The 12,582-nt window shown below is 52.1% G+C and carries 9 protein-coding genes; 4 read left to right on the top strand and 5 right to left on the bottom strand.

What is annotated here, in order from left to right; translation table 11 throughout:
* Positions 1-23: 23 nt before the first annotated feature.
* Genes J1785_RS09855 through tamA form a run of 3 tightly spaced genes read right to left on the bottom strand, consistent with a single transcriptional unit; the run spans position 24 to position 5,957 of the window.
* On the bottom strand, positions 24-377 hold the full coding sequence (locus J1785_RS09855; RefSeq protein WP_013573790.1) for a gamma-glutamylcyclotransferase family protein: 354 nt from the start codon (positions 375-377) through the stop codon (positions 24-26).
* Positions 378-408: 31 nt separating this feature from the next.
* Positions 409-4,224, bottom strand: coding sequence for an autotransporter assembly complex protein TamB (gene tamB / locus J1785_RS09850; protein ID WP_014333678.1), 3,816 nt, complete (start codon positions 4,222-4,224; stop codon positions 409-411).
* Positions 4,221-5,957, bottom strand: a complete 1,737-nt coding sequence (tamA, locus tag J1785_RS09845; protein ID WP_217219318.1) for an autotransporter assembly complex protein TamA — start codon at positions 5,955-5,957, stop codon at positions 4,221-4,223. The genes tamB and tamA overlap by 4 nt, the downstream gene beginning before the upstream one ends.
* A gap of 271 nt (positions 5,958-6,228) precedes the next feature.
* On the opposite strand from tamA, the gene msrA reads away from it, so the two are divergent.
* Complete coding sequence (msrA, locus tag J1785_RS09840; protein ID WP_408004151.1) at positions 6,229-6,864, top strand: peptide-methionine (S)-S-oxide reductase MsrA; 636 nt, start codon at positions 6,229-6,231, stop codon at positions 6,862-6,864.
* A gap of 227 nt (positions 6,865-7,091) precedes the next feature.
* The gene (paeA, locus tag J1785_RS09835) at positions 7,092-8,441 is read left to right on the top strand and encodes a polyamine export protein PaeA (RefSeq protein ID WP_129954291.1); all 1,350 of its coding nucleotides are present in this window, start codon (positions 7,092-7,094) and stop codon (positions 8,439-8,441) included.
* Positions 8,442-8,554: 113 nt separating this feature from the next.
* On the opposite strand, the gene J1785_RS09830 is transcribed toward paeA, so the two are convergent.
* Positions 8,555-8,761, bottom strand: a complete 207-nt coding sequence (locus J1785_RS09830; protein WP_014333674.1) for a DUF1107 domain-containing protein — start codon at positions 8,759-8,761, stop codon at positions 8,555-8,557.
* 303 nt (positions 8,762-9,064) lie between these two features.
* Between J1785_RS09830 and J1785_RS09825 the strand changes: the two genes are divergently transcribed.
* Positions 9,065-9,622 (top strand): YtfJ family protein, encoded by a 558-nt coding sequence (locus J1785_RS09825; protein WP_217219316.1) that lies wholly within the window; start codon positions 9,065-9,067, stop codon positions 9,620-9,622.
* 36 nt (positions 9,623-9,658) lie between these two features.
* Here J1785_RS09825 and cysQ read toward each other — a convergent pair whose 3' ends face one another.
* Positions 9,659-10,405 carry a 3'(2'),5'-bisphosphate nucleotidase CysQ gene (gene cysQ, locus J1785_RS09820; RefSeq protein WP_129954287.1) on the bottom strand — a complete coding sequence of 249 codons (747 nt, stop codon included), beginning with the start codon at positions 10,403-10,405 and terminating at the stop codon, positions 9,659-9,661.
* 198 nt (positions 10,406-10,603) lie between these two features.
* Between cysQ and J1785_RS09815 the strand changes: the two genes are divergently transcribed.
* Complete coding sequence (locus J1785_RS09815; RefSeq protein ID WP_217219315.1) at positions 10,604-12,553, top strand: bifunctional 2',3'-cyclic-nucleotide 2'-phosphodiesterase/3'-nucleotidase; 1,950 nt, start codon at positions 10,604-10,606, stop codon at positions 12,551-12,553.
* Positions 12,554-12,582: the final 29 nt, after the last annotated feature.

Here is a 12,582-nt window from a genome sequence, read left to right as displayed (position 1 = left end):
ATTTTAAGACGACCTTGCTCAGATTACTCACTTACTGCTTCGTTACGCTTAACCCAGTCGCCACCCTCAATTCTCGGCACACCATCCAGTGAGCGAATGTAGAGGTAAATCCAGGCGCTGCCATAAGGTGTCGAAATCAGCTCACGACGATAATCTTTCGTATTACTTTTCAGCTCATCTAACTCAGCCATGATGGACGAGTTAATGCGGTAAACTTCGCAATAGACTTTGCCTTCCCCAGGTATAACAGCAGGATAGTGGCCCAGATTATACAAGGCGTAACCTTCCAGCTCATGGTCACCCAACCATTGAGCATTCGTCATCCAATGACTGTTGCCTTGCTTGCGTCGTAAGCTACCGTAAACAATTATTCGCATGTTTATATTCGTATAGTAAAAGTCACATGAATTAAAACTCAAACTGATAGAGCAAATCCAATGCCTGATCGATGCCCGATACAGCCTGCAGGTAAAGTTTGGGCATCAACCGGTAGCGCAGGGTGAGCGTTGCCAGAGAGTCGAATATCCCGACGCCGTATTTCACCTGTAAACCCGGTAAAACATAACCACTGACCACGACCTGGGAGCTGTCTCCCACGCCCTGAGTATCCAGCGCCAGATTGCTGACACCGAATGCCTCGCCGATTTTACCCACAAGTTTACCACTTTGCGCAACCCCTAACCCGATAAGAGCGGAGGTCATTGCACCGCTGTCACCTCCGGAGTTGTCTAATCCTTGCCCGCGAAGCAGGTAGGACAAGGCTTCCTGCTGCGACATCGCCGGATCTGAGAATATTTCAAGTTTAGGTGCATCGGCTTCACCGGTCACTCTCAAACCGGCCACTACATCGTTTTCTGTCGCGTCCGGGTTACGGATCGCTTCCAGATTCAGTAGCGGCTGATCCGCCGGGCCGGAGAACAGCAACTGACCTTTACGCACAATCAGATCCTGCCCGTAGGCATGGAAGCGCCCGGACGGAATATTAATTTGCCCGTTCAGCCCCAGACCGCGGCTATCCTGTGCCACTTTTAACGCGCCTTCCAGCCGGGCTTTCAGACCAAAGGCATCGAGGCGAACATCTTTACCAATGTTCACCATCAGATTGCTGTTGATCGGAATAGAGGCAGAAGCTGGTGCAATCGGCTGACGCTGATCGTTGAGCATGACTTCATCTGAGGACACGCCCACCGCGCTTTCCGGCAGTTCCTGCACCGTAATGCGCGCCCACGGAATGTCTACCGTTCCGTTTAGCGAGAACAACTGCGGCGTGGCATCAAACACTAAATCCGGTGAAACGTCCAGACGTACCATCGGCGGCACGGAAACCCGCACTTTGTTGCCTCTGGCCGCGATGCGGGCGCGCCAGGCGTTGAGTTCACTCCAGTCGGCGTTACCGTTCAACTCAAGCTGACCCTGTGCAGTTTTGATTACCCCTTCCATGATGGAAGACATGCCATTGAAATTAATGCCGATATTGGCATCGGTGATATCAAATGGCATAAATTGCGCGTCAAAGTCCACATCGGTTAGCGCCAGCTTGCCGAAGACCAGCGGCTTCTGTGCATTTCCGCCGAGGCGCAGATTGGCATTCAAGATACCCGAGGCTTTTTCACCGTCCATCAGCGCGGGTTGCAGCAAGGCCATCGAGATACGGGCAATATTCACATTACCGCTGAGGTTACGTTTGCCCTGCGGATCGGCAATCTGGATGCTGCCGTCAAGCTGACCGTTGTGGGTGATTTTAATCAGCCAGTCGAGATTTGCACGGCCATTGTTCAGCCCGGCGTTCAGGTTAAGCGTATCAAACGCCACCGGCAGCGGGCTGCCCTGCACCCGTTGCTGTACTTTCACGCCCTTGCCCACCAGTGAAACGCTGGCCTGCGGCAGACCACCTTCCGCTTTCCAGCTCACATCCGCTTTACCGCTGAACACGCCACTCAGTTGCGTATCATCGGTCAGGAAAGGTTTGATCATCGCCAGATCAAAACGATTGAGCACCACGCTCGCCTGCCCGCTGGCACCGGCATCGATAGTTTTCGGCACACATAAATCAGCATTTGGATTTTGCCAGCAATGCGGGCCAACGGTGATCCGTTGCTCTTTATTGAAGTAATCCAGCGCAATCGAACGGTTCAGACGCCATTGCCCGACCGGCGTATCAAACAAGGTATTGGTGATACTGCCTTTCCATTCCTCAGTCGCGCGGTCAAAACTGCCGCTCAGCGCCAGACGACCGGAGACCGGTTTGCCGTCGACTTTCAACGTCAGTTCATGCTTTTTCTCGTTACCTTTGGCATCAAGATTGATATCGGTGATATCCAGCGCATCCTGTTTTAGCTGCTGAACGCGCACGGCAAGATTGCCCTGGATCTGATCGGTGGAGCTGACATCACCTTTAATATCCACGCGCCGCACCGTCAGTGCCTGCCACTTCAGCCCCGTCGCGGTCAGATCCGCCAGCAGCTTCGGCGCCTTGAGATCACCCCGCAGTTGCAGCATCCCTTTCACCACACCGCCCAGCCCCGGCAATGCGCCGTCAAGATGCGGCGCGTCCACTTTGGCGTCCAGATCCCAGGTATCGCCGAGCGTGCCTTTTACATCCAGATTATTACGGCCCAGCTCCAGATGCAGTTGCGGAATATCCCACTGACCGTAACTGTTACCACGCACGTTACCCTGCGCTTTAACGGCGTTTTGCTTCACGTTACCGGTCAGATCCAGCACCGGGATCTGCATCTGCCACGTGCCGCCATACAGGCTGCCGCGCGTGGTGATTTTGCCCTGTAATTTTGCCGGCCAGTCCGGATACTGTCTGGCGGTGTTAATGCCGCTCAGCTTCAGTTCACTGTTCCAGCTGATGGCTTTGCTCCAGTCCACCACACCGGTCAGATCGGTATTCCCTTCCAGCGCCGCCAGACGCAGCAAGGTCAGCCTGAACTGCTCAACATTGCCTTTACCATCGAGCGTCAGTGTGGCAGGCGGGATCTGATCGCCTTTGAAATCGGAACGCAGTGACAGCGCGTAACCGGTCGCTTTACCGCTCAAGTTAAGGTTGAAACCTTTCACCTGGTATTGCGGCGTGCCGGTCAGCGGCCATTGCAGCGCATCGCTGGTAAGTTGCAGATCCAGCGGCAAACCGGTTTCCGCCAGTTGAGTTTGTAAGGCCAGCTGAGCACGCAACGGACCGGAAAGATTGAGGCCGACATCCAGCTTATCGCGCAGACCGCCCGTCACTTTCAGTTTAATTTTCTCCCCTTTAAGCGGATCGATATTCACGGCGGTATTGACGGTCATATCAACCGGCCAGTTCTGGTTCAGTGTCGCCTGTCCCACACCATCCACGGAACCTTGCGGCGAGCGCACCATCAGTTTGTCCAGCTTCACACTCTGATTTTGCGTACTGGCTTTCAGCTCGAAACGGGTGATCAGTACATCGGTGTCACCGGTGAGGCGCAGGTTTTCGGCGAGAATTTGCTGAATATTCAGATCGACCGGCAGACGGAAATCCGGTAACTCAGGCAACAGCGGTTTGGCGAACAACGCCTGCAATGTTTCACCCAGCGGTTTCTCCGGCACCACCACTGGCGGTTCTGCCGGTTTGCCGGTGGCTTTTTCGATGGCTTTATCCTGGGCAGCCTGCACCACTTCCGGTAACGGGCTGACCGGCGTTTTCGGCAGCGCAATCAGCAATCCGCCAATACGCGTCGGCATCAGTTGGATCGCACGGCCTTCCCAGTGCGCGCCTGTGCGGAACGATGCCAGCGAAATCGCCCGGTCATCCAGCGTAATATTGATGTTATCGAGCGTCAGCAGACGCAGCGTGATCGGATACGGCGTGCTGAGATTAGTCAGCGGCTCGTTGTTTTCAGGCTCAGGTTGGGCGGCGGCCGGCGTCATTTCTTTGGTATTGACCACCACATTAACGTCTTTCACCCGTAACGCATTGACGCACAGCGCGCTGTTTTTCAGGCAGGAGAAATCGAGGGAAAGGTGAAACTCTCCGGCTTTGACATCTACACCCGGCATTTCGTAATGCACGCCTTTCAGCGTCAGGTCACGCCATCCACCTTCGGTACTGGCAATGTTCAGCCCCGGCACAAAGCGGTTAGCGCCATTGATCATCAGATGCAGGCCGGTTTGTGTGCCGACCAGAAAAGCCACCAGGCTGATTAACAGCACCAGGAAAATCAGGAACCCCAGGCAGATCTTTTTAAATAAACTCATAATTCCGGACCCAAGCCGATGTAAAACTGCAATCCATGCTCATCTTTGTCACCCACCGGAGCGGCAACATCTAATTTCACCGGGCCGATCGGTGAAGCCCAGCGCACACCGACACCCGCGCCGGTTTTAAAATCGTTTTGTGTGATGTCGTTAACCGCTTCACCGGAATCAACAAACACTGCGCCCCACCATTTTCCGGTCACGTTATACTGGTATTCCACCGAACCGGTGCCCAGATACGACGCCCCTGTCAGTTTGCCTTCATCATCACGCGGGGAAATGGATTTGTATTTATAGCCGCGGATGCTGCGGTCGCCACCGGCGAAGAAACGCAGGGACGGCGGTACACGGTCAAAATCGTTGGTTTCAATCCAGCCAAGATTGCCACGGAACACAAAGCGGTGTTTATCCGCCAGCGTGCGGATCCAGACGTTTTGCGCCTGAACCACCGCAAAATCGACGTCAGAACCCCAGGTGGTGTTGGACACATCGAGAGAATAACGCTGGGAATCGCCCCAGGTTGGCATCAGGCCGCCACGCTGACGCGTACGGTTGAGACTGACGCCCGGGTAGATCAGCATGGTAGTGTTGGTGACACTACCCTGTGTAAAGTGATCGAGGCTCCAGCGCAGATTGACCGCATGTTGCCAGCCGCTGGAAAGATCCCAATAACGCGCCAGATTGACCGTGGTGGAATCTGAGTTGGTATCGTTCAGGTCTTCACGTTTGAAGCCCCCCTGCACCAGGTAATATTGCTCCAGCGGGGATTTCAGCAGCGGAATTTTATAACTGAGATCTAAAGACTGCTCCGGGCCGGAGAGCGTGGTTGAGGTTTCAAAACTCTGGCCGCGATCGTTAACCCACGGTTTCTTCCAGTTGGCCGTCACGCGCGGGCCGATATCCGTGGAATAACCGATACCGGTTTCGATGGTGTTTTCGGTGCGCGGTGACACTACGGCATTCAGCGGTAAGGTTTTCGTGGTTTTGGCATCAGTAAAATCCGGGGACACGACAACGGAGTTAAACCAGCCGGTAGCAGACAGGCGGCGGTTAAGCTCAGCCAGTTGCGCCGTGGTGTAATAATCACCCTGATGGAATGGCACCAGATTTTGCAGATATTCATCACGGATCTGCGATCCCTGATAATGGACCTCACCGAAGCGGTAACGCTCACCGCTGTCGAACTGAATGTCCCAGAACGCTTTGTGTTCATCTTCGATGACGCCCAGCTGGCTTTTGCGCATCGTGGCGTCAAAATAGCCTTTGCGCAGGGCAATGCCGGTCAATGCGCTTTTGAAATTGTCGTACGTCCCGTGGTTTAAAATCGTCCCTACCGCAGGTACATCGCGCTGTTTGAGCTGTTCGAATTCATTATCTTTTTCCGCCTGCCCTTCAATCACTACGCGGGTGCCAGCGATCTTCACGGGTATTCCCGGTGTCACTTTGGCAATCAAAACCGGACGCCCCGGCGGCGGCGTTTCACGGTAATCAAAATCGATGGTCGGCGAATAATACCCCAGTGGCCGTAAACCCTGCTCAATGGCGGTACTCACACGGGCACGGAACCGTCCGTTAGCCCCGACTTCATCGCTTTGAATTGATGATAAACGAACGCGGACGTTCCTTTCTAAATCGCCATCCAGGCCTTCCAGTTGCAAACGCACCTTCGCTGCCATGGAAAGTGAGGGGGCCAGCAGTACCAATAACAAACCCAGTTCACGATATCGTGGCACACGCACTCCTGCTAAATTTTACTGTCCTGTTAAAATATCAGATGCCCGCCGGAGATAATCCGCCCGTCTTTGGCAGATTCATCTTTTTAACGTCTGATGAAAGCATTTTAGTGCTAATCCTCTGAAAATGTTCAACGACGAAGCAACGTCCTCCGTATTGTGTGCAAAGACGCAATCAGATACAACTAACACTGACCTGTGGTCGTTGTTATTCGTACCAACTTTTTGTTACAAACCTCGTTCACTAAAGCAACAACTGGAGTTTCCCGTGGTGCAACTTTCCGATAAAACGCAGTCTGTCACTCAGGCAGAAGCGTTACCTGGCCGTACAACCCCTATGCCGGTGGCGACCCTTCATGCAGTAAACGATCATTCAATGACACATGTCCCTGATAACATGGAAGTCGCGATTTTTGCGATGGGCTGCTTCTGGGGTGTAGAACGTTTGTTCTGGCAACAGGAAGGGGTTTACAGCACAGCAGCCGGTTACAGCGGCGGTTTCACACCGAACCCGACCTATCGGGAAGTGTGCACTGGCCAGACAGGCCATGCGGAAGTCGTGCGTGTGGTCTTTGACCCGGCGGTAATCAGCTACACAAAACTGCTGCAGATTTTTTGGGAGAATCACGACCCGGCGCAAGGCATGCGTCAGGGCGGCGATATCGGCACGCAATATCGCTCCGCGCTGTATGTGCTGAGTGCAGAACAGCAGGATCAGGCGCTGGCAAGCCTGGCGAGTTTCCAGCAAGCGATGGACGAAGCGAACGATAAACGCACCATCACCACGGAAATCACCGAAGCCCTGCCGTTCTATTATGCAGAAGACGAACATCAGCAATATCTGTTTAAAAACCCGGAAGGCTACTGCGGATTAGGCGGCATCGGCGTCTGTCTGCCGCCGCAATAATGCGGCATTTTTAAGCGCTGGCGGCAGTCTCAGTGCTGCTGCTATACTATGCGGGTCACAAATGTGGCACTTGAAACTATTTCTGGCAATTATCTTTGTTTTTCATTCTTAACGCTTTTTTCTTCTGAACAACTTTTTAATGGTTTTCTTAAAATGGTGTTCTTTAAGCAACAAAAATAATGAGTGCCTTTCCCTGCCGGTTAAGTTCGGTGTTAAACGGATAGATTATGTTAAACAGTATCTTACTGATTCTCTTATTAATCGCGATCAGTGCCTTTTTCTCGCTGTCTGAGATATCGCTGGCCGCTTCCCGCAAGATAAAACTTAAACAGTTGGCAGACGAAGGAAACGTCAATGCCGCCCATGTTATGAAATTACAGGCGACGCCTGGTTTGTTCTTTACGGTTGTGCAAATTGGCCTCAATGCCGTCGCGATCCTTGGTGGTATTGTGGGTGATGCCGCATTCTCCCCTGCTTTCCAGACGTTTTTCATCCGCTTCATGTCGCCTGAACTGGCGGATCAAATCAGCTTTATCTGTTCCTTCGTGTTGGTTACCAGCTTGTTTATTCTGTTTGCTGACCTGACACCGAAGCGCATCGGTATGATTTCACCTGAGTCGGTTGCCGTCCGTATAGTCAACCCGATGCGTTTCTGTCTGATGATCTGCCGCCCGATGGTGTGGTTCTTCAACGGAATGGCCAATACGATCTTTCGCATTTTCAAACTACCGATGGTGCGCAACGACGACATCACCTCCGACGATATTTATGCGGTGGTAGAGGCTGGTGCGCTGGCGGGTGTGCTGCGTAAGCAGGAACATGAGCTGATTGAAAACGTGTTTGAGCTGGAATCCCGCACTGTACCGTCTTCCATGACATCACGTGAAAGCGTGATATTTTTTGACCTGCGTGAAAGCGAAGAAAGCATTAAAGAGAAAATCGCCACCCACCCGCATTCCAAATTCCTGGTATGTGACGGTCATATTGATCAGGTTGTCGGTTATGTCGATTCGAAAGATTTACTGAACCGCGTGCTGGGTAACCAGAGTTTAATGCTGAGCAGCGGCGTGCAGATTCGCAATGCGCTGATTGTGCCGGATACCCTCACGCTCTCCGAAGCGCTGGAAAGTTTCAAAGCGGCGGGTGAAGACTTTGCCGTTATCCTCAATGAATATGCGCTGGTAGTTGGCATAATCACGCTTAATGACGTGATGACAACCCTGATGGGTGACCTTGTCGGTCAGGGCATGGAAGAACAGATTGTGGCACGTGACGAGCATTCATGGCTGATCGAGGGGGGGACACCTATCGAAGACGTGATGCGCGTACTGCATATCGAGGAATTCCCGCAATCCGGCAACTATGAAACCATCGGCGGCTTTATGATGTTCATGCTGCGTAAAATCCCGAAACGCACAGACTTTGTGAAATTCGCCGGCTATAAATTCGAAGTGGTCGACATCGACAGCTACAAGATTGATCAGTTACTGGTGACGCGTATTGTCGATCAACCGGTGACCCCTCTGTTGCCAAAAACGCCGCAGGAAATTAAAGACGAGAAGAAAGCGCAGGGGTAAGGCGTTTTTTTGCAAGCATGGAAAATTCAAATATCAGAAACACTAACGGCTCCTGCAGGGAGCCGTTTTTTTTTGCGTACGCTGCGAAATCGCAGTGACAACACGCAAGGCCATTAGCCCATTTCTGTCTGTAAATGCGTAACCTGCCGGTTAACTTCAGACATCACGCTAAAATGGCGCTTATCACGAACCTTGGGCAACAAAATCTTGCCATGGTCAAACTCAAAAGCGCCGACGTCCTTGATATACAAACGTCCACGAAACAGTGTCTTAACGTACTTTGCGACTTTCATCGGATTGTAACGCTGGAAAATTCTCATTTTTCTATTGTTCTCCGTTAAATCACTACAGTACCGGCCACGTCGCAGGGCGACAGATACCGGGACAGAAAAATATAGTGAAGAGACCTATAACATAGCAGGGCAGTCAGGCATTGCCAGTGGATTTAACTGCTTTTACATTGCTTTTCAGTATTGTCTTAAACCCTGACATTCAAATGCAGTATAACCCTGCCTTATGTGGCAATTTTGTAACCAGCAACACAAATTTAACATACCAACAGGACAGACCACTTACAGCGTCCTATGATTGGCGTGACTGTTCTTTTGTGCCCCGGAGAATCTATGCTTTTAAGAAGTCTTTTTGTGATCAGTTTTATGACATTTTCGCTTTTTGCCTCTGCCCACAACTTTACCGTGGGTCAGCGTCTGGCACCGGTCGGGGTGGATGATAAAGGCGAACTTAATGACATTAATGATGTGTTCAGTTACAGCAAATGGAACAGCGCCAAACTGCCTGGAAAAGTGCGTATCGTGCAGCACATGGCGGGAAGAAGCAGCGCTAAAGCGTTGAATGAGCCATTGATCAGCGCCATCAGAGCAGCAAACTTACCGCATGACCGTTACCAGACCACCACTATCGTCAATACTGACGATGCTATTATCGGCACCGGCCTGTTTGTGCGCAAAAGCATTGAAAGTGGCAAACGTGAATTTCCGTGGTCGCAGGTGATTGTCGACAGCAACGGCGTGGTGAAAAAGGCGTGGCAACTGCAACCGGAAAGCTCGGCGGTAGTGGTGCTGGATAAAAACGGAGTGATTAAATTCGCTAAAGACGGACAATTGTCGCCGCAGGATGTTCAGCAGGTGATTACGTTGGTGGATAGCCTGGTAAAAGAATAAAACGTGAAAACCCCGGCCACAAACCGGGGTGTCATATCAGAATAAAGACACTCTGAAGCCCGGATTCAGGAACGACTCGCGTGGCACATAGTTCAGCGTCTGGCCTTTCCAGTCATGTACCTGCGCTCCGGCGGCCAGCGCGACAGCATGCCCGGCACCGGTATCCCAGATATTGGTCGGCCCGAAGCGCGGATAAAGCTGCGCAGCCCCTTCAGCCACCAGACAAAACTTCAGTGACGAGCCAATCGCCACAGTCTGATGCTCGCCCAGTTGTGCCAGATAATCCTGCAATTCAGGGTCATTACTGAAGTGTGAACGGCTGACAACCACCAGCGGCGGATGTGCTTCTTTCACGGCAATCTGCTGACGCACGCCCTGCTCTTCTTTCCAGGCTTTGCCTTCTGCAGCGCTGTACATCACTTGGGTCACCGGCACGTACACCACGCCTAACACCGGAATACCGTCTTCGATCAGCGCAATATTCACAGTGAATTCACCGTTACGTTTCAGGAATTCTTTGGTGCCATCCAGCGGGTCAACCAGCCAGTAGCGTGTCCAGGTCTGACGTTCACTCCAGCTTTGCGGATCTTCCTCCGACAGCATCGGCGTTTGTGGATCCAACCTTTGCAGGCCGGCTTTAATCACGTGGTGCGCGGCAATATCGGCTGCCGTGACCGGTGAATCATCTTTTTTATGGCGTGCGTCGAGCGGTTGTTCACCGTCATACACCGCCATGATCGCGTCACCGGCATCGCGCGCTAACTGACAAATCTGCTCTAACATCGTTTACCTCAGGGCATTAATTCTCATGACTAAAGCCTAGTTTTTTTTACTACGAATAGCTATCCCGTAATGTAGTCAGCCCATAAAGTTGTTATATCTCACATTTATCCATGACAGCTGATTACATTCTCATCAAACTTTGAGATACATATCCGGTTTTTCTTTACGGGCATCATCCCTTTCTCTGGAGGCAAGGCAATGAATAAGCGTCATCTGACGTTATCCCTGCTGGCGGCACTGACGGCGGCATCCGTTCAGGCGTCACAGGTGGATCTGCGCATTATGGAAACTACGGACCTGCACAGCAACATGATGGACTTCGATTATTACAAAGATAAACCGACCGATAAATTTGGACTGGCGCGCACTGCGAGCCTGATCCATGCGGCACGTAACGAAGCAACCAACTCAGTATTAGTCGACAACGGTGACATCATTCAGGGTAGCCCGCTGGGCGATTATATGGCGGCAAAGGGCCTGAAACAGGGCGACGTCCACCCCGTATATCTGGCAATGAACACACTCGGTTACGCCGTAGGCAATCTCGGCAATCACGAATTTAATTACGGTCTGGATTATCTGCAAAAAGCGCTTGCAGGTGCAAAATTCCCTTATGTGAACGCCAACGTGATTGATGTGAAAACCGGTAAGCCCCTGTTCACGCCGTTCCTGATCACCGAAAACGCGGTAAAAGACAGAGAAGGTAAATCCCATAATCTGCGCATCGGCTATATCGGTTTCGTGCCGCCGCAAATCATGGTTTGGGACAAAGCCAATCTGCAGGGCAAAGTCACCGTGGCGGATATCACCGAAACCGCTAAAAAGTGGATCCCGGAAATGCGTAAGCAAGGTGCCGACATTATTGTCGCTATTCCGCACTCCGGCCTGTCGGGCGATCCTTATAAAACCCTGGCAGAAAACTCGGTCTATTACCTGAGCCAGATAAAAGGCATCGATGCCATCCTGTTCGGCCACGCGCACGCCGTTTTTCCGAGCGAAGAATTCGCGAGCATCAAAGGCGCGGATATCAGACAAGGCACGCTGAATGGCGTTCCTGCCGTCATGCCGGGCATGTGGGGCGACCATTTGGGCGTCGTGGATATGGTACTGAACAATGACAGCGGCAGTTGGAAAGTCGAAACCGCCAAAGCCGAAGCGCGCCCGATTTACGATAAAGAGCAGAAGAAATCGCTGGCGGCGGAAGATCAGGGTCTGGTGAAAGTACTCGCCTCCTCTCACGACGCAACGCGTAAATTTGTCAGTAAGCCAATCGGCAAATCCAACGACAATATGTACAGCTACCTGGCGCTGGTTCAGGACGACCCGACGGTACAAATCGTCAATAATGCGCAGAAAGCCTATACCGAACATTTCATTCAGGGCGACCCGGATTTAGCCGGTCTGCCGGTACTGTCTGCTGCGGCGCCGTTTAAAGTCGGCGGCCGTAAAAACGATCCGGCCAGTTTCGTGGAAGTGGAAAAAGGCGAACTGACTTTCCGTAATGCAGCGGATTTGTATCTGTATCCGAACACGCTGGTGGTGATGAAAGTCACCGGGCAGGAAGTGAAAGACTGGCTGGAATGCTCCGCCGGGCAGTTTAATCAGATTGACGTGAACAACACTAAACCGCAGTCGCTGATCAACTGGGACGGTTTCCGTACTTATAATTTCGACGTCATCGACGGCGTGAATTACCAGATTGATGTCAGCCAGCCGGCGAAATTCGACGGTGAATGCACGCTGATCAATAAAGATGCGGAACGTATTAAAAACCTGACCTACAACGGTAAGCCGATTGACCTGAAAGCCACCTTCCTGGTTGCCACCAATAACTACCGGGCTTACGGTGGGAAATTCGCAGGTACCGGCGATACGCACATCGCGTTTGCGTCACCGGATGAAAACCGTTCTGTGGTTGCGGCCTACATCGGCGCCGAAACCAAAAAAGCGGGCGCAGTCACGCCAACGGCAGACAACAACTGGAAGCTGGCGCTAATTCAGGCATCGCAGCCTCTGGATATCCGTTTCGAAACCTCGCCTGGTGAGAAAGCTGCAAACTTCATCAAAACCCACGCTCAATATCCGATGACGGCAACAGGCCCGGATGCCATCGGTTTCGAGATTTATCGGGTCGATTTGCAAAAATAATGCTCCCTTTAAACGCCCCGCCTGGGGCG

This window comes from Rahnella perminowiae, from assembly GCF_019049755.1.
In the GTDB taxonomy this organism is placed as follows: Bacteria; Pseudomonadota; Gammaproteobacteria; order Enterobacterales; family Enterobacteriaceae; genus Rahnella; species Rahnella perminowiae.
Note: the sequence above shows the minus strand (reverse complement) of the source record. Positions and strands in the feature narration are given on the sequence as shown.